At 73.9% G+C, this 25,488-nt stretch carries 24 protein-coding genes and 2 pseudogenes; 12 read left to right on the top strand and 14 right to left on the bottom strand.

From position 1 onward, the window contains the following. Nucleotides 1-6: 6 nt before the first annotated feature. Both KPL57_RS11775 and KPL57_RS11770 read left to right on the top strand, forming a co-directional pair. Nucleotides 7-168, top strand: a complete 162-nt coding sequence (locus KPL57_RS11775) for a hypothetical protein (protein WP_226351623.1) — start codon at nt 7-9, stop codon at nt 166-168. An 86-nt stretch (nt 169-254) separates the two neighbouring features. Then, nucleotides 255-1,130, top strand: a complete 876-nt coding sequence (locus KPL57_RS11770) for a DNA-formamidopyrimidine glycosylase family protein (protein ID WP_226351622.1) — start codon at nt 255-257, stop codon at nt 1,128-1,130. A gap of 142 nt (nt 1,131-1,272) precedes the next feature. On the opposite strand, the gene KPL57_RS11765 is transcribed toward KPL57_RS11770, so the two are convergent. The 4 genes from KPL57_RS11765 to rimO all read right to left on the bottom strand — a co-directional run bounded on the left by KPL57_RS11765 (nt 1,273) and on the right by rimO (nt 4,928). After that, nucleotides 1,273-2,121 (bottom strand): PspA/IM30 family protein, encoded by an 849-nt coding sequence (locus tag KPL57_RS11765; protein WP_226351621.1) that lies wholly within the window; start codon nt 2,119-2,121, stop codon nt 1,273-1,275. 189 nt (nt 2,122-2,310) lie between these two features. Beyond that, a complete protein-coding gene (locus KPL57_RS11760; protein WP_020623215.1) occupies nt 2,311-2,682 on the bottom strand; it encodes a helix-turn-helix domain-containing protein in 372 nt (123 codons plus the stop codon). A gap of 135 nt (nt 2,683-2,817) precedes the next feature. After that, entirely contained in the window at nt 2,818-3,435 is a 618-nt protein-coding gene (pgsA, locus tag KPL57_RS11755) for a CDP-diacylglycerol--glycerol-3-phosphate 3-phosphatidyltransferase (RefSeq protein ID WP_149663878.1), read from the bottom strand. Then, nucleotides 3,432-4,928, bottom strand: a complete 1,497-nt coding sequence (gene rimO, locus KPL57_RS11750) for a 30S ribosomal protein S12 methylthiotransferase RimO (protein WP_226351620.1) — start codon at nt 4,926-4,928, stop codon at nt 3,432-3,434. The genes pgsA and rimO overlap by 4 nt, the downstream gene beginning before the upstream one ends. Before the next feature lie 52 nt (nt 4,929-4,980). On the opposite strand from rimO, the gene KPL57_RS11745 reads away from it, so the two are divergent. The 4 genes from KPL57_RS11745 to KPL57_RS11730 are packed head-to-tail and all read left to right on the top strand — an operon-like array spanning nt 4,981 to nt 7,240. Then, entirely contained in the window at nt 4,981-5,502 is a 522-nt protein-coding gene (locus KPL57_RS11745; protein WP_020623218.1) for an amino-acid N-acetyltransferase, read from the top strand. Nucleotides 5,503-5,531: 29 nt separating this feature from the next. Continuing rightward, entirely contained in the window at nt 5,532-6,392 is an 861-nt protein-coding gene (locus tag KPL57_RS11740) for a helix-turn-helix transcriptional regulator (protein ID WP_226351619.1), read from the top strand. After that, nucleotides 6,389-6,775, top strand: coding sequence for a VOC family protein (locus tag KPL57_RS11735; RefSeq protein ID WP_226351618.1), 387 nt, complete (start codon nt 6,389-6,391; stop codon nt 6,773-6,775). The genes KPL57_RS11740 and KPL57_RS11735 overlap by 4 nt, the downstream gene beginning before the upstream one ends. 3 nt (nt 6,776-6,778) lie before the next feature. After that, nucleotides 6,779-7,240, top strand: coding sequence for a tRNA (cytidine(34)-2'-O)-methyltransferase (locus KPL57_RS11730; protein WP_226351617.1), 462 nt, complete (start codon nt 6,779-6,781; stop codon nt 7,238-7,240). Here the strand turns inward: KPL57_RS11730 and KPL57_RS69600 are convergent. Then, nucleotides 7,207-8,097, bottom strand: a complete 891-nt coding sequence (locus KPL57_RS69600; protein WP_226351616.1) for a GntR family transcriptional regulator — start codon at nt 8,095-8,097, stop codon at nt 7,207-7,209. The genes KPL57_RS11730 and KPL57_RS69600 overlap by 34 nt on opposite strands. A 96-nt stretch (nt 8,098-8,193) precedes the next feature. Between KPL57_RS69600 and KPL57_RS11720 the strand changes: the two genes are divergently transcribed. Next, nucleotides 8,194-9,345 (top strand): FAD-dependent monooxygenase, encoded by a 1,152-nt coding sequence (locus tag KPL57_RS11720; RefSeq protein WP_226351615.1) that lies wholly within the window; start codon nt 8,194-8,196, stop codon nt 9,343-9,345. A gap of 15 nt (nt 9,346-9,360) precedes the next feature. On the opposite strand, the gene KPL57_RS11715 is transcribed toward KPL57_RS11720, so the two are convergent. From KPL57_RS11715 to KPL57_RS11680, 8 genes and pseudogenes are all read right to left on the bottom strand, one after another. Beyond that, nucleotides 9,361-10,275 carry a YceI family protein gene (locus KPL57_RS11715; RefSeq protein ID WP_226351614.1) on the bottom strand — a complete coding sequence of 305 codons (915 nt, stop codon included), beginning with the start codon at nt 10,273-10,275 and terminating at the stop codon, nt 9,361-9,363. A gap of 135 nt (nt 10,276-10,410) precedes the next feature. Beyond that, entirely contained in the window at nt 10,411-13,002 is a 2,592-nt protein-coding gene (locus tag KPL57_RS11710; protein WP_226351613.1) for a DNA translocase FtsK, read from the bottom strand. Nucleotides 13,003-13,081: 79 nt separating this feature from the next. Next, nucleotides 13,082-14,770, bottom strand: a complete 1,689-nt coding sequence (locus tag KPL57_RS11705; RefSeq protein WP_043277545.1) for a ribonuclease J — start codon at nt 14,768-14,770, stop codon at nt 13,082-13,084. Between the two features lie 169 nt (nt 14,771-14,939). After that, nucleotides 14,940-15,970, bottom strand: a pseudogene (dapA, locus tag KPL57_RS11700) (4-hydroxy-tetrahydrodipicolinate synthase). Between the two features lie 37 nt (nt 15,971-16,007). Further along, a complete protein-coding gene (locus tag KPL57_RS11695) occupies nt 16,008-16,634 on the bottom strand; it encodes a TIGR03085 family metal-binding protein (RefSeq protein ID WP_060712821.1) in 627 nt (208 codons plus the stop codon). Beyond that, on the bottom strand, nt 16,631-18,211 hold the full coding sequence (locus tag KPL57_RS11690; RefSeq protein ID WP_226351612.1) for a glycosyltransferase family 39 protein: 1,581 nt from the start codon (nt 18,209-18,211) through the stop codon (nt 16,631-16,633). The genes KPL57_RS11695 and KPL57_RS11690 overlap by 4 nt, the downstream gene beginning before the upstream one ends. Nucleotides 18,212-18,345: 134 nt before the next feature. Next, on the bottom strand, nt 18,346-18,747 hold the full coding sequence (locus KPL57_RS11685) for a MauE/DoxX family redox-associated membrane protein (protein WP_226351611.1): 402 nt from the start codon (nt 18,745-18,747) through the stop codon (nt 18,346-18,348). A 29-nt stretch (nt 18,748-18,776) separates the two neighbouring features. Then, complete coding sequence (locus KPL57_RS11680) at nt 18,777-19,475, bottom strand: DUF2848 domain-containing protein (protein ID WP_020622815.1); 699 nt, start codon at nt 19,473-19,475, stop codon at nt 18,777-18,779. Between the two features lie 119 nt (nt 19,476-19,594). On the opposite strand from KPL57_RS11680, the gene KPL57_RS11675 reads away from it, so the two are divergent. From KPL57_RS11675 to KPL57_RS11665, 3 genes and pseudogenes are all read left to right on the top strand, one after another. Then, nucleotides 19,595-20,920, top strand: a complete 1,326-nt coding sequence (locus KPL57_RS11675) for an MFS transporter (protein WP_226351610.1) — start codon at nt 19,595-19,597, stop codon at nt 20,918-20,920. A 188-nt stretch (nt 20,921-21,108) separates the two neighbouring features. Next, nucleotides 21,109-21,849 (top strand): Crp/Fnr family transcriptional regulator, encoded by a 741-nt coding sequence (locus tag KPL57_RS11670; protein ID WP_060712822.1) that lies wholly within the window; start codon nt 21,109-21,111, stop codon nt 21,847-21,849. Nucleotides 21,850-21,863: 14 nt separating this feature from the next. Then, a pseudogene (locus KPL57_RS11665) lies at nt 21,864-22,797 on the top strand (IS5 family transposase); the annotation flags it as partial. A gap of 19 nt (nt 22,798-22,816) precedes the next feature. Here the strand turns inward: KPL57_RS11665 and thyX are convergent. Continuing rightward, complete coding sequence (thyX, locus tag KPL57_RS11660) at nt 22,817-23,581, bottom strand: FAD-dependent thymidylate synthase (protein ID WP_020627863.1); 765 nt, start codon at nt 23,579-23,581, stop codon at nt 22,817-22,819. A gap of 151 nt (nt 23,582-23,732) precedes the next feature. Here thyX and KPL57_RS11655 point away from each other — a divergent pair, with 151 nt between their 5' ends. After that, nucleotides 23,733-24,311 (top strand): toxin-antitoxin system HicB family antitoxin, encoded by a 579-nt coding sequence (locus tag KPL57_RS11655; RefSeq protein ID WP_226351609.1) that lies wholly within the window; start codon nt 23,733-23,735, stop codon nt 24,309-24,311. Next, entirely contained in the window at nt 24,308-25,465 is a 1,158-nt protein-coding gene (locus KPL57_RS11650) for a DUF4097 domain-containing protein (protein ID WP_226351608.1), read from the top strand. The genes KPL57_RS11655 and KPL57_RS11650 overlap by 4 nt, the downstream gene beginning before the upstream one ends. The last annotated feature ends 23 nt before the right edge of the window (nt 25,466-25,488 follow it).

The following is a 25,488-nucleotide window of genomic DNA, read 5'->3' as shown; positions in this document are numbered from 1 at the left end:
GACGTCGTGATCTTCCTCGGGAAGGACCCCGGCCTGCTCGCGCCCACCGGGGTGGCGCTGCGGCCGGTCGCCGACCTCGGCGACGGCAACCGCATCTGGCTGGGCGAGGGCATGACGCATCCGTGGTCGCAGGTGTGGCCGCAGCTGCGGACACTCGTCGTCGGCTGAGCCGGCGACTGAGCCGGCGCCCTGGCCCGGCCGGGTCGTCCGCCGAGCCCGGGCCGGGTCCGGCCGGCCCGGGTAGCGTCGCGATCGTGCCCGAGGGAGACACCGTGTACCTGGCCGGCAAGCGGCTGCACGCCGCGCTGGCCGGGCACGAGCTGCTGCGCGGCGAGCTGCGCCACCCGCGGCTGGTCGAGCACGATCTGGCCGGGCTGACCGTCACCGGCGTCGTCTCCGTCGGCAAGCACCTGTTCACCCGTTTCGACGACGGCCGCAGCCTGCACAGCCACTTCCGGATGGACGGCTCCTGGCACCTGTACCGCCCCGGGATGCGCTGGCGCCGGGTCGCCCACGAGGCGCGCGCGGTGCTGGCGACCGCCGACCGGGTCGCCGTCGGATTCGCCCTGCACGACCTGGAGCTACTCCCGACCGACGACGAGCACACCCTCGTCGGGCATCTCGGGCCCGACCTGCTCGACCCGGCCTGGGGGCCCGCCCACGACGCCGAAGCGCTGCACCGGATGACCGCCCGCGCCGACCACCCGCTCGGGCTGGTGCTGCTCGAACAGCGGGTCATGGCCGGCCTCGGCAACCTCTACCGCAACGACATCTGCTTCCTGCTCGGGCTCACCCCGTGGGTGCCGGTCCGCGACGTACCCGACCTGCCCGGGGTCATCGACCTGTCGCGGCGGCTGCTGTCGTCGAACAAGGACCGCCCGGAGCAGACCACGACCGGCTCGCTGGCCGCGGGCGAGGCGCACTGGGTGTTCGAGCGGGCCGGGCGGCCGTGCCGCCGCTGCGGCACCCGCATCCGGACCGCCGACCAGGGCAACGACCACCGGGCCCGGGTCACCTACTGGTGCCCGCGCTGCCAGGCCGGGCCGTCGCCGCGCCCGGTGCGCCGCGGCACCGGCCCGCGTCGCGGCGCACCCGGGCGGCCGCCGCCCGGCGCGGCCCGCACGCCCTGACCACGTCGGCCACGTCGCGACCGACGGCCGGAGCCGGCGAGACGCCCGGAGCCGCATCGCCCGGCCCGGACGGGCCCGGACACACGTCCGCCGCGGCCCCGGGATCGGGACCGCGGCGGACGGTGTGGAACGGCTGAGCGGCTCAGGCGGTGCCGGGCTGCTGCTGGTTCTGGGTGTTCTGCTGCTGGGCCGGTGCCGGCGAGGACGGCAGCTGCTGGGTCGACTCGCCCTGGCCGACCTGCGGAGCCTGCTGTCCACCGGCGATCGGCGCCCCGGACATCGACGCCCGGATCTGCTCCAGCCGCGACATGCCTGCCATGTCGGTGGTCGACTGCTGGACCTCCAGCATCCGGCCCTGCACCGAGTTCTGGGCCAGCTCCGCGGACCCGAGCGCGGTGGCGTACCGCTTCTCGATCTTGTCGCGGACCTCGTCGAGCGAGGGCGCGTTGCGCGGCGCGGACAGCTCGCTCATCTGCTGCAGCGACTTCGCGGCCTGCTCCTGCATCTTGGCCTGCTCGAGCTGGCTGAGCAGCTTGGTGCGCTCGGCGATCTTCTGCTGCAGCATCATCGAGTTCCGCTCGACGGCCTGCTTGGCCTGGGCAGCGGCACCGATCGACTGGTCGTGCAGCGTCTTGAGGTCCTCGACGCCCTGCTCCGCGGTCACCAGCTGGGTCGCGAAGGTCTGCGCCGACTGCTCGTACTGCTGGGCCTTCTGCTCGTCGCCCTGGGAGCGGGCCTGGTCGGCCAGCACGAGTGCCTGCCGCGCCGACGACTGCAGCTTCTCGATCTCACCCAGCTGCCGGTTCAGCTTCATCTCCAGCTGACGCTGGTTGCCGATCACCGCGGCGGCCTGCTGCGACAGCTGCTGGTGCTGGCGCTGGGCGTCCTCGATGGCCTGCTGGATCTGCACCTTCGGGTCGGCGTGCTCGTCGACCTTCGACGAGAACAGGGCCGACAGATAGCTGAAGAACTTGGTGAATCCGTTGGCCATCTCTGCGCGTCCTCCGCCTGCGTTCGCTCGCGACCGTGCCCGCCACCACGGCGGGCGTGCGGACCCCGGACCGACCCCGCGTTCCCCCCGTGGTCGGAACCGGGCCTCCGGCCCTGTCCATCCTGGCATCGCTGCCGGTCTGCCCGCACCCTACCGCGCAGGAGCGGTCGGCCGGGGTCGGCGGTGCGATCAGGCGGCCGAGGCCACCGGCCCGCCCGAGGACGCCGGTGCGGCGACCACGGAACCCGGCCGTCCGGCCAGGCGCAGCTCGGCGTGACGCTGCCCGATCGGGACGAGCACGTCGTCGCGGCGGCTCGCGGCCGCGGCGGAGGTCGCCGTCGCCATCTCGGCGGCGACGGTGGTCAGCAGGTCCGGCACGGAGACCCCGAGTGCCTCGCAGATCGCCGCGAGCAGCTCGCTGGAGGGCTCCTTGCGCCCGCGCTCGACCTCGGAGAGGTACCCGAGGCTCACCCGCGCGGCCCGCGAGATGTCGCGCAGCGTGCGCCGGCGCGCCGTGCGCACCTCACGCAGCCCACTGCCGATCGCTTCCCGCAGCAGCATGTGCCCTCCTCGACTGCTCCCCGGACATCCGGTGATGTCTCACCGTACCGACTTCTCCGGTTCCTCCGCGCCGTGACGCTGTACGCCCACGGCGAACACCTCAACACCACACGGGCGCCGGATCGTCCCCGCAGGTCAGGCGGCCCGGGGCCGGACGGCCTTGCGGACGTAGTCGGCGCCGGTCACCACGGTGAGCACCAGCGCGACGGCCATCACCGCCCACTGGAGCACGAGCACGGCGGTGGCGGCCGCGGTGCCGGGGCCCAGCAGCTCCGGCAGCGGCAGCAGGAACAGCCCGATCGCGACCGTCTGGGCGACGGTCTTGGCCTTGCCGCCGCGACTGGCCGGGATGACGCCGTGCCGGCGGATCACGACGAAGCGCAGCACGGTGATGCCCAGCTCGCGGACGACGATCACGATCGTCACCCACCAGGGCAGCACACCGAGGATCGACAGCCCGATCAGGGCCGCGCCCATCAGTGCCTTGTCGGCGATCGGGTCGACCAGCGCGCCGAACCAGGTGACGAGCCCCCGGCTGCGGGCCAGCTGGCCGTCGAGCCGGTCGGTGGCCGCCGCGACGACGAACACCGCGAACGCGACCAGCCGCCACACCACGTCCTCGCCGCCGCCGACGAACAGCGCGACCACGAACACCGGGACGAGCAGCAGCCGCAGGACCGTCAGCGCGTTCGCGATGTTCAGCAGGGGCGGGTCGCCGACTCCGGCGGCGCCCCCGGCCGGGTGCGAGCTCATCCGGCCGCGGAGGCCGCCGGGACGGCGGCGGCCGGTGCGTTCGGGTCGATCAGCTCGAGGGCCTCCACCAGCAGGTCGACGCCCTCGGTGTCCACGACGCGGCAGCGGACGAGGTCACCGGGACGCAGCGAGTCCGGCTCGGGGCCGTCCTGCGCCGCCGCGACGACGGTGCACTCGCCGTCGGCGTCGGGGCCCTGGTGGGCGGCACGGCCGGTGCAGTCGTCCTCGTCGCCCTCGGCGGACTCGACCAGCACGACGACCTCGGTGCCGATGCGCTCCTCGGCGCGCTGCTCCATCAGCTCGTCGACCAGCGCCGAGATCCGCGCGACGCGGGCCCTGACCTCGGCCGGATCGACGTGGCCGTCGTAGCCCTCGGCCTCGGTGCCGTCCTCGTCGGAGTAGCCGAACACCCCGACGGCGTCGAGCCGGGCGCCGGTCAGGAACGCCTCCAGCTCGGCGAGGTCCTCCTCGGTCTCGCCGGGGAACCCGACGATGACGTTGGAGCGGATCCCGGCCTCCGGCGCCAGCGCGCGGATGCGCTCGCAGAGGTCGAGGAAGTCGGTGCGCGACCCGAACCGGCGCATCCGGCGCAGCACCCGCGCCGACGCGTGCTGGAACGACAGGTCGAAGTACGGCGCGACGCCCGGCGTGGTCGCGATGACGCGCAGGAGGTCGGGCCGGAGCTCGGCGGGCTGCAGGTAGGCGACCCGGATCCGCTCGACGCCCTCGATCGCGGCGAGCTGCGGGAGCAGGTCGACCAGCGCGCGGGTGCCGCCGGGGAGGTCCTTGCCGTAGCTGGTGGAGTTCTCGCTGACCAGCACGAGCTCGCGCACGTCCTGCCGGGCGAGCCAGGCGGCCTCGCCGAGCACGTCGGCCGGCGGGCGGGACACGAAGCTGCCGCGGAAGCTCGGGATCGCGCAGAACGCGCAGCGGCGGTCGCAGCCCGAGGCCAGCTTGAGCGAGGCCACCGGCCCGCCGGACAGGCGGGTGCGCGCGATGTCGGGCACCCAGTCGTGGCCGGGGACCGAGACGTCCGCGGTCGCGGCCGGGCGCTCCGCCGGCGAGATGGGGAGGAGCTTGCGACGGTCGGTGGGGACGTGCGGGGCCGGGGCATGCCCGCCCAGGACGTCGCCGAGCCGCTCGGCGAGCTCGGGGTAGGCGTCGAAGCCGAGCACCGCGTCGGCCTCGGGGAGGTCGGCGGCGAGCTCGGCGCCGTAGCGCTCGGCCAGGCACCCGACCGCGACGACCTTCGCCCCGGCGGGACGCGCCACGTCCGCCGCGGCCAGCACCGTGTCGATCGAGTCCTTCTTCGCCTGCTCCACGAACCCGCAGGTGTTGACGACGATGACGTCGGGGCTGCCGTCCTCGGCGTCGACCAGTTCCCAGCCGGACCCGGCCAGACGGCCGGCGAGCTCCTCGGAGTCGACCTCGTTGCGCGCGCAGCCCAGGGTCAGCAGGGCGGCGCGCCGGGGCGCAGTCTCGGGGGAAGCCACGAATACCAGGGTAGACGGCGCCGTCGGCGACCCCGGTCTAGGCTCTCCTGCCGTGCCCGACCCCGTGTCCGCCCCGGTCCCCGACGTGATCGTCCGCCGCGCCCGCACCCGCGACGTCCGCCGGATCCGTGAGCTCGTCGACGAGTACGCGGGCACCGTCCTGCTGGCCAAGGAGACCGTCACCCTCTACGAGGCGGTCCCGGAGTTCCTGGTCGCCGAGGTCGACGGCGTGGTCGTCGGCTGCGGCGCGCTGCACGTGCTGTGGGAGGACCTGGGCGAGATCCGCACGGTGGCGGTGTCGCCGTCGGTGGTGGGTCGCGGTGTGGGCCACCGGATCGTCTCCGCGCTGATCGACGGCGCGCGCGAGCTGGGCCTGGAGCGGCTGTTCGTGCTCACCTTCGAGAAGCAGTTCTTCGCCCGGCACGGCTTCGCCGAGATCGACGGGACGCCGGTGTCGGCCGAGGTGTTCGCGGCCATGCTGCGCAGCTACGACGCCGGCGTCGCCGAGTTCCTCGACCTCGCCCACGTCAAGCCGAACACCCTGGGCAACGTGCGGATGCTGCTCACCCTCTGACCTCACCCGGCGGCGCTACCCTGGCCCGCATGTCCGACGGGGCCCGGCGCTGGCGTCCCTCCGCACGGCTGCGCCCGCTGGTCTCCGGGATCTGGTGCTGGTCCTCCCCCGCGGGTCCGACGGGGACGCACCAGGGCGTGTCCAGCGCCCACCTGACCGTCGTGCTCTGCCTGGACGGCACGGTCGACCTGCTCGCCGCCCCGGACCCGCAACGCGGCCCGGGCCGGTTCACCGCATCGGCGGCCGGCCTGCACACCGCGCCCGCGCTGCTCGCCTCCGGCGCCCCGCAGTCCGGGATGCAGCTGGAGATGACCTGGCGCGGCGCCCGCACGCTGCTCGGGCTGCCCGCCGGCGAGCTGGCCGGCGACGTCGTCGACCTCGCGCTGCTCCTCCCCGGCCTGGACACCCTGCTCGACCGGCTGCGCGCCGAGCCGGGGTGGGCCGGGCGGTGCGCACTGCTCGACGCCGCGCTGTGCCGCGTCGCCGACGCCCGGGACGGCCCCGGCGAGCCGGCACCGGAGGTCGTGCACGCCTGGGAGCTGCTGGTCCGCAGCGGCGGGACCGCCCGCGTCGCCGACGTCGCCGGGGAGGTCGGCTGGTCGCCACGCCACCTCGGTGAACGGCTGCGACGCGAGACCGGGCTCGGGACGAAGGCCGCGGCACGGGTCATCCGGTTCGAGCGGGCGTGCACGCTCCTGCGCCGCCCGCTCGCCCCTCCGCTCGCCGAGCTGGCCGCGACCTGCGGCTACAGCGACCAGCAGCACCTGGCCCGCGAGTTCCGCGAGCTCGCGGGGACCACCGCGCTGAGCTGGCGGGCCGAGCGGGTCGCGCCGGCGGCTCCGATTCGTCCACGACCGGCCCGCGCGGCCTCGGCACCCTCGTCCTCATGAGCGACCTGCCCGGCCTCTGGCCCAGCCTGTCCAGCCCCGACCCGCGCGCCCTGGTCACCTTCCTGACCTCGGCACTGGACTTCACCGAGCGCGCCGTCCACACCGGCGACGACGGCGCGATCGTCCACGCCGAGCTGGTACGCCCCGGGTCGACCGGCGCCCCCGGCGGCGTGATGCTCGGCCCCACCCACGACGGGTGCCGCCCGCCCGGCGGCGCCGCCGTCCATCTCGTGTGCGACGACCCGGACGCCCTGTTCGTCCGTGCCGTGGCGGCCGGCGCCACCGTCGTGCACGCGCCCTTCGACGCCGACTACGGCAGCCGCCTGTTCGAGATCGCCGACCCGGACGGCAACCACTGGAGCGCGGGCACCTGGTACGAGTAGCGGGTGGTCCGCCTCGCCCTGCACACCCCGGAGATCCCGCCGAACACCGGCAACGCGATCCGGCTGGCCGCCAACACCGGCGCCGAGCTGCACCTGGTGCGCCCACTCGGCTTCTCCCTCGACGAACGCTCGGTGCGCCGGGCCGGGCTCGACTACGCCGATCTCGCCGAGGTCGTCGTGCACGACGACACGGCCGCGTTCGCCGGCTGGGTGCGGGCCGCCGGGGCGCGGGTGTTCGCGTTCGTGCCCGGTGCGCCGGTCCGCTACACCGACGTCGCCTACTCCGGCGGGGACGTGCTGCTGTTCGGCCGCGAGTCGACCGGGCTGCCGCCCGAGATCGCGGCGGCGGACTGGGTGACGGGCACGGTGGCGCTGCCGATGCGGCCGTCGAACCGTTCGCTGAACCTGGCCAACGCCGCCGCCGTCGCCGTCTACGAGGCGTGGCGGCAGCAGGGGTTCAGCTGATCCCGTCGAGGAGCCGGGCGATCCCGGTGTCGAACACCCGCTGCAGGTCGTACGGGTAGTCGCCGACCCGGCGCAGCGCGGGCCCGCCCGCCGTGACGGCGCAGCGCAGCCCGCAGCCCCGGGTCGTGCTCGGACCAGGTGTCGGCGTCGACGCCGGTGTCGGCCTGCGCCTCCTGCTCCGCGGCCAGGGTCAGCGCCATCCCCCGCACGAATCCGGTCAGCGCCAGGTGCAGGTCGAACCGCTCCACCGGGTCCGCGACGACCTCCTCCAGCGCGGCCAGCTCGAACTCGGCGAAGCGCAGCAGCGACGGCAGCGCCTGCGGCCGGGACAGCGACAGCACCCGCGCCAGCCACGGGTGCCGCCGGTGCACCCGCCACTGGGCGTGCGCAGCGCCCTCCAGCCGGGCCCGCCACGGCCCGTCGGCCGGGGGCAGCACCAGCTCGGCGAACACCGTCTCGAGCATCGCCAGCAGCAGCTCGTCCCGGCTGCGAACCAGCCGGTACAGCGACATCGTCGGCACGCCGAACGCCCCGGCGAGGCGCCGCATGGACAGCGCGGCCAGGCCCTCGTCGTCGGCGATGCCGATCGCGGTCCGCACCAGCCGGGCCGTGTCCGGTGGCGGAGCGGTGCCCGCAGGCGTGGCCCGCTCCGCCACCACCGACCCGACCCGCGCCGTCGTCCGCAGCAGGCCCTCCTCGCGCAGCCGGGTCAGCGCCCGGGCGGCGGTGGACATCGCGACACCGTGCTCGGCCACCAGCGCGCGCACCGACGGCGCGCGGTCCCCGGGCCGCAGATCCCCCGACTCGACACGGGCACGCACCGCGGCCGCGACCCGGTCCGTGGGCGAACCGTCCACCGGCCACCTCCCTGTACCACCTGTGCCGCTACACGACACCCGTCATCGCAGCTCGCAGCGGCATCGTCGACGCGTACACCGTACCGAGGAGGACACATGACCGACATCCTGATCAGCGGGGCCGGTATCGCAGGGACGACGTTCGCGTGGTGGCTGCGCCGGCACGGGTTCCGCCCGGTCGTCGTCGAGTCGGCGCCGGGGCCACGGCCCGGCGGGCAGGCCGTCGACGTCCGGGGGCCCGCGCTGACCGTCGTCGACCGGATGGGGCTCGGAGCCGCACTGCGCGCCGCCCGCACCGCGATGGACGGCATGTCCCTGGTCGACGAGGACGGCACCGAGGTCTTCCGCAGCACCGAGGTGACACTCACCGGGGGGCCGGTCGCGAGCGACGACGTCGAGATCCTCCGCGACGACCTCGCCGCGCTGCTCACCGGTGCGCTCGACGGCGTCGAGCACCGGTGGGGCGACCGGGTCGTCGCGCTCGATCCGGACCCGGCGGGCGGGGCCCGGGTGCGCTTCGCGTCCGGCACCGAGGAGCACTACGACCTCGTGGTGGGCGCCGACGGCCAGCACTCCGGCGTCCGGCGCCTGGCTCTCGGCCCCGACGACGACGACCGGCTGGTCCCCCTCGGCCAGCACGTCGCCGTGTTCACCCTGCCCAACACCTTCGGGCTGCGCCGCTGGCAGGTGTTCCTCCAGCGTCCGGACGCGATGGCCGGGCTCTACACCGCCCACGACGACACCGAGGTCCGGGTGATGCTCGGCTTCTCCGACCCGGACGCCACCTACCACCACCGCGACCTCGGGGCGCAGCGCGCGCTGGTGACGCGGCACTTCGCCGGCGAGGGTTGGTGGCTGCCCGAGCTGCTCGCGGGGATGGACCGTACCGAGGACCTGTACCTCACCCCGATCACCCAGGTCCGGCTGCCGACCTGGTCACGCGGTCCGGTCACGCTCCTCGGCGACGCCGCCTGGTGTCCCACGCTGCTGTCCGGTCAGGGCACCACGCTCGCCGTCGTCGGCGCCTACGTGCTGGCCGGGGAGCTCGCGTGCTCCGGCGGCGATCCCGGACCGGCGGCCGCCGCCCACGAGCGGCGGATGCGCGACTGGGTGGAGGCCAACCAGGAGCTGGCGCTGACCAACGCCGCGCGGGTCCGGGACCTCACCACCCCGGACGCCGCCGCTCCCGGGCTCGTCGAGCACTGGGCCGCGACCGCCGCGACGGCCCTCACGCTCCCCGAGTACTGAGCGCGCCGTGCGGGGTCAGGACTGCCGGACCGCCTGCACGTCGAGCTGGATCCGGATCGTCGACCCGACCACCGGCAGACCCTTGGCGATGGTCTGCTGCCAGTTGAGCGTGTAGTGCTCCCGGTGCAGCTGGGTGGTGGCGATCGCGCCGACCCGGTCGCCGTTCCACTCCGCCGAGCCCAGGAAGGTGGTGTCCAGCGAGACGTCGCTGGTCAGGCCGTGCAGGGTCAGGTCGCCGTCCACCGTCCACCGGTTCCCGCCGTGCGCGGCGAAGCGCACGCTGGAGAAGCGCAGCTCGGGGAAGCGCTCGACGTCGAGGAAGTCGGCGGAGCGCAGGTGGGTGTCGCGGGCGGCGACGTTGGTGTCGCCGCTGGCCGCGTCGATCACGACGTCCACGGAGGACTCCTCGAACGGCTCGGCGATCCGGATCTGCCCCTGGAACCGGTTGAACCGGCCGTACACCTTGGACATCCCGATGTGCCGGGCGACGAAGCGGACCGAGCTGTGGTCGCCGTCGATGACGAAGACACCGGGCCGCGGCGGGCGCAGCGCCGGGTCCTCACCGAGGACGATGTGGCCTATGTCGGCGTGCTCGCCCCAGGACACCTCGACGACGTCGGTGACCTGCTGGTAGCCGCCCGCCTCGACCCGCACTCGGTACCGGCCGGGCATCAGCGACGCGGCGAACCGGCCGAACGGGTCGGTCTCGACGTACACGGCACGCCGGTCCGCGGGGTCCATCACGGACACCTCGGTGCCGGCCAGCGCACCGCCCTGCTGGTCGCGGACCTGGCCGGACAGCACCCCGCCGGTCAGCGGAATCGGGACGAGGGCGTGCCGGTCGGTGGTGCCCCGCGCCGGGCGACGACGGTCCTTCTTCCTCCAGAACACCAGCCAGTACCTCCCCTGCCCGGCGTCGACGGGCAGCACGACGTGCGATCACCGGACGGCGACCCGAGGCCACTGTGGCACGAACGTGACCGTCCCGTTAAGCCGTGAGCCCGAAATGTCGATCACCGGCGGTGTCGGGATCATCACCGCCCGAGACCGTCACCCGGCGGGGGGTCACTCGTCGTCGTCGGCGACCTCGCCGCCGTCGGCGGTCCCGCCGCCCCGGATCAGGAGGAGCGCGCCCTCCAGCTCGTCCGGCTTGACCAGCACGTCGCGGGCCTTCGAGCCCTCCGAGGGCCCGACGATGTTGCGGGTCTCCAGCAGGTCCATCAGCCGGCCCGCCTTCGCGAACCCGACCCGCAGCTTGCGCTGCAGCATCGACGTCGACCCGAACTGCGAGGTGACGATCAGCTCAGTGGCCTGCAGCAGCAGGTCGAGATCGTCGCCGATGTCGGCGTCGATCTCCTTCTTCTCGCCGGCCTTCTGCGCGGTGACGCCCTCGGTGTAGCTGGGCTCGGCCTGCTCCTTGGTGAACGCGACGACCTTGGAGATCTCGTCGTCGTCGACGAAGGCGCCCTGCATGCGGACCGGCTTGCCGGCGCCCATCGGCAGGTAGAGCGCGTCGCCCATGCCGATCAGCTTCTCCGCGCCCGGCTGGTCGAGGATGACCCGGCTGTCGGTCAGCGACGACGTCGCGAACGCCAGCCGGGACGGGACGTTGGTCTTGATCAGACCGGTGACGACGTCCACCGACGGCCGCTGGGTCGCCAGGATCAGGTGGATCCCGGCCGCACGCGCCTTCTGGGTGATCCGGACGATCGCGTCCTCGACGTCGCGCGGGGCGGTCATCATGAGGTCGGCGAGCTCGTCGACGATGCACATGATGTACGGGTAGGGCCGGTACACCCGCTCCGATCCGGGCGGGGCGGTGATCTCCCCGGTGCGGACCTTGCGGTTGAAGTCGTCGACGTGCCGGACCCGGTTGGCCTGCATGTCCTGGTAGCGCTGCTCCATCTCCTCCACCAGCCAGGCCAGCGCCGCGGCGGCCTTCTTCGGCTGGGTGATGATGGGCGTGATCAGGTGCGGGATGCCCTCGTAGGGCGTCAGCTCGACCATCTTCGGGTCGATGAGGATCATCCGGACCTCGTCCGGCGTGGCCCGGGTCAGCAGCGACACCAGCATCGAGTTGACGAAGCTGGACTTGCCGGAGCCGGTGGAGCCCGCGACCAGCAGGTGCGGCATCTTCGCCAGGTTCGCGACGAGGTAGTGGCCCTCGATGTCCTTGCCCAGACCGATGCCCATCGGGTGCTGCTCGGCGCGGGCGTTGCCCGAGCGCAGGACGTCGCCGAGGCGGACCATCTCGCGGTCGGTGTTGGGCACCTCGATGCCGACAGCGGACTTGCCGGGGATCGGCGCGAGGAGCCGCACGTTGTCGTTGGCGACGGCGTAGGCGAGGTTGCGCTGCAGCTGGGTGATCTTCTCGACCTTCACCGCCGGGCCGAGCTCGATCTCGTAGCGGGTGACCGTCGGGCCGCGGGTGAAGCCGGTGACCTGGGCGTCGACGTTGAACTGGTCGAGGACCCCGGTGATCGCCTCGATCATCGCGTCGTTGGCGGAGCTGCGGGACTTCGGCGGCGGGCCGGACTCCAGGGTGTCCGCCGGCGGAAGGATGTACTCGGTGTCGGACTGCGGCTGGCGGATCGCCATCGAGAGCTGCTCGCCCTCGATCGGCTCGTCGGCCACCTGCGGCGTCTCGACGACGGGCTTGCGCGGCTTCTTCGCCGGCGGCGCGGCGGCCGCGGGGACGGCGGCGGGGACGTCGTCCTCCGGGGCACCGGGCAGCGACGGGTCCACCGGGGCCGGGGCGTGCTCGCCCTCCTCCACCCGGAACGCGTCGGCCTCCGCGGCACCCTGCCTGCGCCGCGCCGGGCGACGCCGCTTCGGGGTCTGGTCGGCGTCCTCGGCACGGCCCTCCCGCTCGGCGACGGCGTCGGCCACCGTGCGCGGGCGGTCCGCGCCGGACTCGCCCTCGCCGTCCTGCTCGGGCGGCAGCTGCCCGGTGAGCCTGCGGACACGGTCCGGCAGCTCCCGCACCGGGATCCCGGTGACCAGCAGCACCGAGTAGAGGGTCAGCAGGACGAGGACGGGGACGGCCGTCCACAGGCTGAGCCCGGCCTTCAGCGGGGTCCCCGCGACGTAGCCGAGCGCGCCGCCCGCGCCACGCCAGGCGTCGGGCTCGGCGGGCGCTCCGGCGCCCAGGTGCACCAGCCCGAGCACGCCGAGGGCGAGCAGCAGGCTGCCGGTCACGATCCGCGGCCGGGCCTCCGGGTGCCCCTCGGTGGTGACCAGCACGATGCCGATGCCCAGCAGGATCGCCGGCAGCGCGACGCCGGCCTGCCCCATCACCGCCTGCACGAGGAAGGTGAACCAGTAGCCGACCGAGCCGCCGGCCTGCCACCACAGCCCGGCGGCGGCGATGACGGCGAGCACGAGCATGCCGAACCCGATGCCGTCGCGGCGGTGCGCGGGGTCGATCTCGCGGGTGCGCCCGACCGCGCGCCCGGAGGCGCGGACGGTCTTGGCCACCCCCCGGCCGACCGCGTCGATCCCGCGGTCGACCAGGTCGGGGCCCTGGCGCCGGGCCGGCGGCCTCCGGCCTGCCGACGGACGCCTGCGGGCGGTGGACGCGCGCGAGCCCGACCGCCCCGAGCCGCGGCCCGCGGCCGCAGTCGTGGTGGTCCTGCCCGTGCCCGTGCGTCCTGCCATGTCACACACGGTAGCCCGGTTCGGTGATCGAACCGGGGACCGACGCGGCTGTGGAGGGGTCGACGACCCCTCCACATGCTCACACCGCGATGACCGTGGGGACGATCATGGGGCGGCGACGGTAGGTGTCCGACACCCAGCGTCCGACGACGCGCCGCACGCCCTGGGCGATCCGGTGCGGGTCGGTGACGCCCTCGTTCTCCAGCCGGGACAGCTCGTCCTCGACCAGTGCCTGGGCGGCGTCGAGCGCCTTCGGGTCGTCGGAGAACCCGCGACCGGACAGCGTCGGGCGCGAGAGCGCGCGGCCGGTCTTGTGGTCGATCGCCACGTTGATCGCGATGAAACCGCCCTCGCCGAGCGCGATGCGGTCACCGAGCGTGGTCTCGCCCACATCGCCGACCGACAGCCCGTCGACGTAGACCTGCCCGACCTCGACCCGGCCGGTGATCGCCGCGCGGCCGTCGACGAGGTCGACGACCACGCCGTTCTCCGCGATGACCACCGACTCCTCCGGCACCCCCGTGCGACGCGCGAGCGCGGCGTTGGCCCGCAGGTGGCGCCACTCCCCGTGCACCGGCATGACGTTCGACGGGCGCACCGCGTTGTAGAGGAACAGCAGCTCGCCGGCCGGCGCGTGCCCGGAGACGTGCACCTTGGCGTTGCCCTGGTGCACGACGGTGGCGCCGAGCCGGGTCAGCCCGTTGATCACGCCGAAGACGGCGGTCTCGTTGCCGGGGATCAGCGAGCTGGCCAGGATGATCGTGTCGTCCGGGCGGATCGTGATGCTGCGGTGGTCCCCGCGCGCCATCCGGGACAGCGCGGCGAGCGGCTCACCCTGCGATCCGGTGGAGACGAGCACCAGCTTCTCGTCGGGCAGGCGCATCGCCTCGTCGATGTCGACGAGCAGCCCCGGCGGAATGTTCAGCAGCGAGTGGTCGTCGGCCAGGCCCATGTTGCGGACCATGGACCGTCCGGTCAGGCACACCTTGCGGCCGTGGGCCTGCGCGGCGTCGAGCACCTGCTGGACACGGTGCACGTGGCTGGCGAAGCAGGCCAGGATGATGCGCGACGGTGCCCGGCGGACCAGGTCGGAGATGACCGGCCCGATGTCGGCCTCGGGGGTGACGAAGCCCGGCACCTCGGCGTTGGTGGAGTCGACCAGGAACAGGTCGACGCCCTCCTCGCCCAGCCGGGAGAACCCGCCCAGGTCGGTGAGCCGCCCGTCGAGCGGGAGCTGGTCCAGCTTGATGTCACCGGTGTGCAGCAGCAGCCCGGCGGGCGTGCGGACGGCGACGGCGACGGCGTCGGGGATCGAGTGGTTGACCGCGAAGTACTCGCAGTCCCAGCCGCCGTGGGAGACGCGGTCGCCCTCGCGGATCTCCTGCAGGTGCGGGGTCAGGCGGTGCTCCTTGCACTTCGCCGCGACCAGGGCGAGCGTGAACCGGGACCCGACGACGGGGATGTCCGGGCGCATCCGCAGCAGCCACGGCACGGCACCGATGTGGTCCTCGTGGCCGTGGGTGAGCACGAGCGCGTCGATGTCGTCGAGGCGGTCCTCGATGGTGCGGAAGTCGGGCAGGATCAGGTCGATGCCCGGCTCGGAGTCGGAGGGGAACAGCACGCCGCAGTCGACGATGAGCAGCCGGCCCTCGTACTCGAAGACGGTCATGTTGCGACCGACCTCACCGATGCCACCGAGCGCGTAGACGCGCAGGCCGCCCTGCGCGAGGGCGGGTGGCGGGCCGTCCGGGAGCTCCGGACGCTCGATGTGCTCCGGCGGCGCGGAGAGCGACCGGCCGGGCCGGTTGCGTCGGTCGTTGCGCTGGGGACTCACAGGGGTTCGTGCCTCACATGGGTTCGTGTTCTCGGGTTCGTGTCAGGGGGGTCGGGTCGCGTCGCCGCGGGGCGGGCCGGGCGCGCGACGGCGACCGGGGGACCTACGTCCGGTGGTAGGCGACCTCGGCGCCGAGGTCCGCCGCGGTGCGGCCGCCCAGGGCGCCGTGGCCCGGCTGGTACAGCGGGAGGTTCGGGCGGGCCTGCGGGTCGAGCGCCACCCCGGCGACGGCGAGGTCCCCGGCGATCGCGGCGATCTGGTCCTCGGTGGCGGGCGGCAGCGGCAGCCGGGTGTCGCCGACGTCGATGCCCCGCAGGCGCAGCGCGGTCTTGGCGAACACCGCGCCACCGACCCGGCCCATCCCGCGGATGACCGGGAGCATCGCGTAGTGCAGCGCGCGGGCCCGCTGGTGCTCACCGGCGTGGTAGGCGTCGATCATGGCGCGCAGCCGGTCGGCGACGACGTGGCCGATCACGCTGACGAAGCCGACCGCCCCGACCGAGAGCCACGGCAGGTTCACCGGTCGTCGCCGGAGTAGTAGGCGAGCGTGGTGGTGGCCAGCACCTCGGTGCCGACGCGCAGGTCGTTGCGGGCGTCCTTCACCGCGACGATGCGGGGGTTCTGCGCCAGGCGCTGGAAGGTGTCGACGTCGATGCCGATGACGCTGCGCGGCGGGATGTCGTAGAGCATCACCGGCAGGTCGCCCGCATCGGCGACCGCGGTGAAGTGCGCGAGCAGGCCCTCCTGCGGCGGCCGGGAGTAGTACGGCGTGACCACGAGCAGCCCGTGCGCACCGGCGCGCTCCGCGCTGCGGGCCAGCTCGATCGAGTGCGCGGTGTCGTACGTGCCGGCCCCGGCGACGATCGTCGCCCGGTCCCCCACCGCGGACACGACCGCGCGGATCAGCTCGGACTTCTCGGTGTCCGACGTGGTCGGGCCCTCGCCGGTGGTGCCGTTGACGACGAGCCCGTCGTTGCCGAGGTCCACCAGGTGGGTCGCCAGCTCCTCGGCCTTGGCCAGGTCCAGCTCGCCGTCGGCGTCGAACGGCGTGACCATCGCGGTCAGCACCTCGCCGAACGGTCGGCGCGGCGGGTGCTGCTGCCCGCCGGGGGCGGGATCGGGACCGGTGCTCATGACTGGTGACGGTACCGCCCGGTACCGACGGATCCGGTCAGATCCCGGTCGGTGCGCCGCGGTAGGCCTCCACGTCGGCGGGCAGACCGGTCACCTCGACCCGCGCCGCGTCCCGGCCGAAGGCGTGCAGCACCAGCTCGGCGGGCTCGCCGGTCACCGTGACCACGCCGAACCCGGTCGCGACGACCTGGGTCGCGCCCTCCGGGCGGGCCAGGACCACGCCGACCGGGCTGCGCCGGAACAGCAGCCTGGCCTGGGTGTGCAGCAGGTTCCACAGCTGCCCGTCGCGCCCCGGGTCGGACGGGCGGGGCTCCCAGCCGGGCTCCCCGCGGCGCAGGTCCTCGTGGTGGACGAAGAACTCGGCACCGTTGGCGATCTCGTCGATCTTGCCGACCTTGAACGGCGACCACGCGGGCGGGCCCTTGCGCAGATCGTCGATCATGTTCGGCCAGGCCGCGGACGCGTAGCCGTCCATCGCCTTGTCGGTCATCGCCGACAGCGCGGGCAGCACGATCCCCCCGGCGCTCCACGGCTGCCGCTCGCGGACCAGCAGGTGGGTGAGCAGGTCGCGGGCGTTCCAGCCCTCGCAGAGCGTCGGGCGGTCGGGGCCGGAGCGTTCGAACTCGGCGCAGAGGGCGGCACGTTCGGCGGTGGCGAGGCTCACCGTCCCCAACGTAGTACCGGACGTGCGCGACCGCACCGCGACGAACGGTCGACAGAAGTCCGACGGAACGCACGTCTTGTGTAGCTGGTGATACAGATCTCACCCGTCCGTGTGTCGATACTCCGATCCGTCCCACTCATCGCTTCTCGACGGAGAGAACACACGTGACGAACGCTGCCACCACGCAGCCACCGCGGTCGATGCGCCGGATCGCGCTCGCGAGCATGACCGGCACGGTCATCGAGTTCTACGACTTCTTCATCTACGGGACCGCCGCGGCCCTGGTCGTCCGGGGGCGGGTCGAAGTAGCCGTAGCTGCGGTTGCCGCTGTACCCGGGGGGCAGGCCCAGCGCGGGGTCGGCGGTGTCGACGTAGGCGGCGAAGATGTAGGAGTCGCCCACCACGACCGCACGGTCGCGCCGGTCCGGGGGCAGCCCGTCGCGCACCCGGGCGACCTCGGTGACGATCCACTCCGGCACGGCGGGGTCGGCCGCGGCGACGCTCGCGGACAGCATCGTCGTGGCGAGGGCGACCGACAGCACCCCCGCGGGCCACGCCACCCAAGACCACCGTCGTCGCCCGGCCTCGCGCCGCTGCTGGAACCACACCGCACCGAACGCGGCGACGGCGCCGTGCAGCCCGCAGAGGTAGTAGGCGCGCCCGACGGTCACCGCGAACACGACCCACAGCAGCAGGAAGATGACCGCCACGAAGCGGTAGGGCCGCAGCCGCGGCACCGTGAACGCCGCGACCGCGCCGACCACCACGAGCACCGTGCCGAGCAGGCCCGCCAGCAGCAGCATCGCCACCGCGTTCGGGCCCGGACCGCCGAACAGGATCGACTCCTGCGCGACGACCGCGGTCATCCGCAGCTGCGGCCAGCCGTGCACGGCCTGCCACACCAGCGTCGGCGACGCGATCAGCGCACCGACCACCGCGGCCCACCAGAACGCCGGCCGGCGCAGCATCGCCCGCGGCCCGGCCACGCCGATCGCGACCACCAGCACCGCGCCGAGCAGGATCACCTGGAACTTCGTGAGCGCGGCCAGGCCGAGCAGCGGCCCGACGGCGAGGAGCAGCCGGTCGTCGCGGACCCGGGTCCAGCGGACCAGCAGCCACAGCAGCAGCGCCCACTGCAGCGGTTCGAGCGAGTACGGCGTCACGAAGTGCCCGAACATCGTCACCCACAGCCCGGTGGCCTGGGCGAGCGCGGTGAGCACCTGGGCCCTGCGGTCCCCGCCCAGCTCCCGGGCGATCAGCGCCGCGACGACGACCGCGCCGGCCGTCGACAGGGACGGCACGATCCGCAGCACCCCGTTCACCCCCGGCGCGAGGGCGTCGGCGAGCCCGGCCAGTGCCGGCGCGACCGGCGGCTGGTCGGCCGATCCCCAGTCCAGGTGGTGACGCCCGATCGCGAGCATCAGCGCCTCGTCGAACCAGTGCCCGCGGCCCAGCGCCCCCATCACGAGGTGGACGGCGGCCACCACCGCGGCGACGATCCCCACGGGCAGCCGCGCGAGCGGAGGGACGGCCGCGGGTGCGGCGTCGGAGTCCCGGACCGTGGTCGACGACGTCATGTGTCCCCCCGAGCGACGACGTGGGCGCCGTCGGTCCCGGGCCCGGCGCCATCAGACCCCGGCGGGTCCCTCCGGCGCAGCGGGCATCGGGTGGCCGACGATCGACTTCGGTCTACCGGCGGCCCATCCTCGGGTCAGCCGCGCGGGGCGCTGCGGGCGATCCGGAGCGCCCACAGCACCAGCGGGACCTGCAGCGGCAGCCGCCCCCAGCCGATCGCCCGGTACAGCGGAGCCTTGCGGTTCCAGTGCAGCGCCATCGACACGTTCGCCGGGAACACCGCCGCGAACAGCGCGGCCGCGGCCCAGCCGCCCGCACGCCGGGTCCGCGGAAGCGCGACCGCCGCGGCGACGGCGCCCTCGGCGACCCCGGAGGCATAGGTCCAGAACCGGGGTTCACCGGGCAGGCTGCGCGGCACGATCGAGTCGAACGGCTCGGGCCGCACCGCGTGCAGGACGGCGGCGGTGCCGAGCAGTCCCGCGAGCCCGACGGCGAGGCGCCGGTCGCGGGACGGGGTGGTGAGGGAGCGACGGATCATGACCGGGATGGTGCCACCCGGCCGGGCGGTCAGCCGATCGGCGCCGGGAGCCGGTCGACTTCGTAGGTCAGGCCGATCGTGTCGCCGGTGGCGGGGTCGTGCAGCTCCACCCGCCAGGCGTCGGCGAACTGGTCGACCCCCGCCTTCATCGCGACGGTCCCCGACAGCAGGACGGTGCCGGGCACCAGCCAGCCGCGCTCGCGCAGCACCTCGACCCAGTAGGCGGGCGGCAGCAGGGCCGCCAGCGTCGCGTCCTGCACGAGCGCCTCGGTGCCGTCGTGGTCGCCGCCGTGACGGACCCACGCGCGCAGGGTGATGTCGTCGAGCCGGTCGGCGACCTCCGAGAGCCGCCAGGCCTTGCGCCCCAGGACGTCGAGACCGGCGTTCTTGCTCCAGGCCACACCGTGCACCTCCAGCGCGCGGTCGGTGTGGTCGCACGCGACGGTCAGCAGCGGGTCGGTGACGTCGTCGCCGACGACCAGTGCCCACTCCGCCTCGCCGGAGGTCCGGTCGTGCTGGGCGGGGACCCGGTCGGTCTGCGACGCCAGGTACGGCGAGACCGGGTACAGCGCGGGCACCGTGTCCGGGGCGGGCACACCCAGCTCGGCCAGCTCGGCGACGTGCGCGGCGACCTCCTCCTGGGCGCGGCCGGCGTAGCCGGCGTTGAAGACCCGGTGGACCTCCACCGAGCGGGTGTCGCCGTCGGGCAGGGTCAGCTCGAGCGTCACGGGGGACCTCCGTCAGATGTGTACGTCGCGTTACCGATGCGCACGAGGGTTGCGCACACACTGTGTATACAGCAAGTATGAGGCCCGTCCACCCCACCGCCCGACCCCGGGAGCCCGCGATGACCTCGCCCTCCGCCTCCTCGTCACCACCGGTCGACCGCCGTGACCTGCGCAAGGCCTTCGTCGCGAGCCTCACCGGCACCTCGCTCGAGTGGTACGACTTCGCCGTCTACTCCGCGGCGGCCGCGCTGGTGTTCAACAAGGTCTTCTTCCCCGAGCTCGGGGCGGCGGTCGGTACCGCACTCGCGCTGGCCACGTTCGGTGTCGCCTTCGTCGCGCGGCCGTTCGGGTCGGTGCTGTTCGGCCACTTCGGCGACCGCCTCGGCCGCAAGGGCACGCTGGTCACCACGCTGCTGCTGATGGGCTTCTCGACGCTCGCGATCGGCCTGCTGCCCACCACCGGCACGATCGGCGTCCTGGCGCCAATCCTGCTCGTGGTGCTGCGCATCCTGCAGGGCCTCGCCGTCGGCGGCGAGTGGGCCGGGGCGACCCTGCTCACCGCGGAGAACGCGCCGACCAAGGCCCGCGGGAAGTACGCGCTGTTCCCGCAGCTCGGCCCGTCGGTGGCCTTCGCGCTGGCGTCGGCGACCTTCCTGGTCACCGCGCTGACCATGAGCAACGAGGCGTTCCTGGCCTGGGGCTGGCGCATCCCGTTCATCGGCTCGGTGCTGCTCGTCGCGGTGGGGCTCTACGTGCGGCTCGCGCTGGAGGAGACGGCGGGCTTCCGCAACAGCGGCCCGGTGTCGACGAAGCTCCCGATCACCGAGGTGTTCACCACCCGGCCGGCCGCGGTGCTCCTCGGGGCCGGCTCGACCACCGCGGTGTTCGCCTTCTTCTACATCGGCGTCACCTACCTGACCAGCTACGGCACCCAGCAGCTGCAGCTGCCGCGCCCGTCGGTGCTGGCCATGGGCATCGTCGGCGGCATCGTCTTCGCCCTGACGACGATCGCCTCGGCGATCCTGTCCGACCGGGTCGGGCGACGGAAGATGGTCGTCGGCGGCAACATCGCCTCGGTCGCCGCCGGGCTGGTCGCGTTCCCGATCATCGACATCGGGACGGTGTGGTCGTTCGGGCTGGGCCTGTCGCTGGTGCTCGGCGTCGTCGGCATCGCCTACGGGCCGATCGGCGCCCAGCTGCCGGAGCTGTTCCCGACCCGCTTCCGCTACACCGGCGCCGGGATCGCCTACAACCTCGCCGGTGTGTTCGGCGGCGGCGTGGTCCCGCTCTTCGCCGCGGCACTCGCCGCGTCGACGCTGGGCAGCCTCGGCATCGGCCTGCTGCTCTCGGCGGTCTCGCTGCTCAGCCTGCTCTGCACGCTGGCCCTGCCGCAGACCGACGCGGACTCCCTCGCCGAGCAGGACGCACAGCTCGCGGCCGCCTGACCGGCCACCGGGGCGGCCCGTCCGGGCGGGCCGCCCCGCACCCACCCGGTGCCGGCGGCCGCCGGTCGGCACCCCCGGACCCGACGGCCCGGACGCACCCCTCGGCGTCCGGGCCGTCCGCCTACCCGCAGGCGCCCCGGCCCGCTACCGTCCGGACGAACCATCGGCGACGGCCGGGAGGCGGGACCATGAGCAGCGCGGCGCGGAGGCCGGACGGCACCGTGCGGGCGCTGCCCGCACCCGATCCCGACGACCACCCGGTCTCACCGTTCCTGACCGCACCGTGGACCTCGGTCACCGCCCGGATCGCGGAGCTGGGCAGCCCCCGCCACTACGCCCGTGGCGAGCACGTCTACACCCAGGGCCAGCTGTCGTCGCGGTTCCATCTCGTCGTCTCCGGGCGGGTGCGGATCTACCTGCACCGACCCGACGGCTCGGAACGCTCGCTGGCCTACGCCGAGCCCGGCGCCACCCTCGGCGAGGCGGCCTGCGTCGACGGACGGCCCCGCCACCTCGCCTCGGTCTGCACCCTGCCGTCGGAGATCGTCTCGGTGACCCGCGACGCGCTGCTGACCGCCGCCCGCGACGAGCCGGAGCTCCTGCTCGAGATCACCCGTCGGATCGCCTACAAGCAGCGGGTCATGCAGCTGCACGTGCTCATCGAGGGGCTGCCCGCCCGCGAGCGGATCATCCTGCTCCTCGGTCACCTCGTGGAGGCCTACGGCGAGATCGCGCTCGACGAGGTGGCCCGGCTGTCGATCCGCCCCGCCGTCGACGAGCTGGGGCTGCTCGTGGGACTCACCCGGGTCACGACCAGCCGGGAGCTGTCCCGACTGGTCGCCGAGGGCCTGCTGGAGAAGGAGGGACGCGGGTTCGTCGTGCGGGACCTGCCGGACCTGCGACGACGGGTGCACGCCGTCCTCGCCTGAGAGCGTGTTTGGAAATGGTGGGTGTGTCGGGATGGTCGACACGGCTGGGGTGCTCCATCGTGGTCGGCATGCAGGAACGACCGCGCCGGTACCCCTCGGACACCAGTGATGCCCAGTGGGTGGTGATCGAGCCGTTGTTACCGCCGCTCGCGCGGCGGGGGCGGCCTGTTGCTCATGCTCGTCGGGACGTGCTGGACGCGATCTTGTATGTCGTGCGGACCGGGTGTGCCTGGCGGGCGTTGCCGGTGGACTTCCCGCCCTGGCAGACCGTCTACTGGTACTTCAACCAGTGGGAACAGCAGAAGGTCACCGAGAAGATCCTCCCGGTCGTGCGGGGGCAGTTACGTATCGCCGAGGGCCGTGATCCGGAGCCGAGTGCGGGGATCATCGATTCCCAGTCGGTCAAGGGCGCCGACACCGTCGGCCAGGACTCCCGCGGCTACGACGCCGGGAAGAAGACAGGCGGACGGAAACGGTTCATCGTGACCGACACCCTCGGTCTGCTGCTGACCACGATGGTGTGCTCGGCCTCGGTACAGGACCGCGACGGCGCCAAGCCGATCCTGCTCAACCTCTACCTGCGCACCAGGGTGCGGTTCGTCTACGCCGACGCCGGCTTCGCCGGGCGACTGCTCGACTGGGCCGCCACGATCCTGCAGACAACGATCGAGATCATCCGCAAGCCACCCGAGCAGCGCGGATTCACCGTCCTCCCACGAAGGTGGGTGGTCGAACGGACCCTGGCCTGGCTCACCGCACACCGACGCCTGGCCCGAGACTACGAACGCCACCCCACCACATCCGAAGCCATGATCCGCTGGGCCGCGATCAACACCATCACCCGCCGCATCGCCCGTGGATACCCCGCCACCCGCCAGCAGAAACACACGACACCCTCAACCCACTAGAATTTCCAAACACGCTCTGAGCTCTCGCTCGGCGCCGATGCTCGCTCGGCAAGCCTCGCTCAGCCTTCCGCGACCAGCGGGCTGGAGGCGATCTCGGTCCCGTCGGCGAGGGTCTGGATCTGGAAGTCCGCGAACACGTTCGGGACCTCGGCCTGCAGCTGGCGCAGGCACTCGACGGCGAGCTTGCGGATCTCGACGTCGGCGGCCTCGGAGGCGCGCATCGCGATGAAGTGCCGCCACGCCCGGTAGTTCCCGGTCACGACGATCTTGGTCTCGGTCGCGTTCGGCAGCACCGACCGCGCGGCCTGACGGGCCTGCTTGCGCCGCAGCGTCCCGTTCGGCACGTCGGCGAAGCGCGCCTCGAGCCCCTCGAGGAGCTTCTCGTAGGAGGCGAGCGCGTCGGCCGAGGCCTGCAGGAACAGCTCGTGCAGCTCCGGGTCCTGGGCGATGACGTCCGGCTCGACCATCGCGGCGTCCCGCTCGGGGACGTAGCGCTGGGAGAGCTGGGAGTAGGAGAAGTGCCGGTGCCGGATCAGCTCGTGGGTCAGCGAGCGCGAGATGCCGGTCAGGTAGAAGCTGACCGAGCCGTGCTCGAGGACCGAGAGGTGCCCGACCTCGAGGATGTGGGCGATGTAGCCGGCGTTGGTCGCGGTGCGCGGGTTCGGCTTGCCCCACGACTGGTAGCACGCGCGACCGGCGAACTCGGCCAGCGCCTGGCCGCCGTCGGCGTCGGTGGACCACGGGACGTCCGCGGGCGGGGTGAACTCGGTCTTCGCGACGAGCTGCACGGTCAGCGGGACGGTCTTCGGCGCGGTCTCCGGCATGCCGCGAGGGTAACGACCGGTGTGCCCGGCACCCGCCGGGCCCCGCGCCCGCACCCACGGTGGCGGCCACGGCACCCCCGGTACGCTGCGACGTCGCGGCCGACGCCACGAACCGGTGGCGTGATGTCATCAGTGACGCCATAGTGGTGTCATGGACCTCACGCCGTACGTCGCGCAGCTGCGCGACGACCTCGCCGCCGCGGCGGCCGCGGGCGACGAGCAGACCCGCCGCACCGCGGCACTGCTCGGCTCCGCGATCGAGCCCGCAGCCCGGCTCGCGATCATGAACGCACTGTCGGACCTGGCCTCGGAGGCGACCGCCGCGCTCGGCGACCGTTCTGTCGAGGTCCGCCTGCACGGCCGGGAGGTGCGCGTGTCGGTGTCCGGCGGCGACCCGGAGCCCGGACACGCACCCACCCCGGACCCCGCTCCGGCGGGCGAGGGGACGTCCCCGTTCGGCGGCACCGCCGCCTCCGGTGGTCCGACCTCCTCCGGCGGCCCGGCGACCGGCGGATCGCCGTTCTCCGGCGACGCCGGTGACATCAGCCGGGTCACCCTGCGCATCGTCGAGCAGATCAAGGCCCAGGCCGAGCGGGCCGCCCAGTCGCAGGGCGTCTCGCTCAACACCTGGGTGTCCCAGGCCGTGCAAGGGGCACTGGCCGGCGCGGAGGGGCGCACCGGCCGACCGCACCGCGACGGGCGCAGCCTGAAGGGATGGGTGCAGGGATGAGCGACGAGCAGACCGGCCCCGTCGGGCCGGACGACGCCGGCGGTGACGCCACGCACGGCGGCGGCGCCCACACCGACGGCACCGGCGCCGGCGCCACCGGTGCGAGCAACGGCGACGCCGGCCACCCGCCGACCGGTCACTCGTCGACCGGCGACACGGCCCCCGGCGGTGCGGGCACCGGGGACGCCGGCACCGGCACACCCTCCCGCGCCGAGCGGTTCGACTGCGCCGGTGCCGCCGAGATCGAGGTGACGACCGGCGCAGGCCGGGTCCGGATCGACCTGGTCGACGGCGCCGACGAGGTGCGCGCGGAGATCACCGCCGACCGCAGCGCCGCACCCTGGTCCGGCGGCCTCGGTGGGCTGCTGGACTGGATCGGCAGCTCGATGACCGGCCGCGCCGGCGTCCCCCAGGCCGGGGCGGGCTGGTCCGGGCGCGGGTTCGACCCGATCGTCGGTGCCCCCTGGGAGGCCACCGGAGATCCCTCGGCCGACGCCGTCGACGCCGTCACCGTCGAGTGGTCGGCGGCGACGCGACGCCTGGTGGTGCGCGGTCCGGACGACGCCGCCCTCGGCGCAGTGCCGCTGGTGGTGACCATCTCCGCGCCCGCCGGGTCGCGGCCCGCGGTACGGACCGGCGCGGCTTCGGTCGAGCTGACCGGCCGCGCGTCCTGGGCCGCGGTGCGGACCGGGTCCGGTGCGGCCCGGCTCGCCGAGGTGCACGGCGACGCCGACGTCACCACCGGTGCGGGGTCGATCGACCTGGGCACGTGCTCCGGCCGGGCCCACCTGCGTGCCGGCTCCGGCGGGGTCGAGGCCGGATCGCTCGGCGGCGCGTCGCGCATCCGGACCGGCAGCGGCGACATCCGTGTCGGCGAGCTCACGGCGGACCTGGAGGTGCGCTCGGGGTCGGGGGACGTGGTCGTCGCCGATGCGGGGTCCGGTGACGTCCGCCTCGGCACCGGGTCGGGGTCGGTCCGGGTCGGGGTGCACTCCGGTGTCGCCGCCGAGCTGGACCTGTCGACCGGGTCGGGCCGTGCCCGCTCCGAGCTCGACGTCCGCCACGACACCCCGCCGACGGCGCCGGCGGTGCGGCTGTCCGGGCGCACCGGCAGCGGTGACGTCCTGGTGACCCGCGCCTCCGTGGCGGTCTGACCCACACCAGGTATCTCGCTCGT

The organism is Pseudonocardia sp. ICBG601, assembly GCF_020496245.1.
The sequence above is the reverse complement of the archived record's forward strand: the minus strand, read 5'-3'. Positions and strand labels throughout refer to the sequence as shown.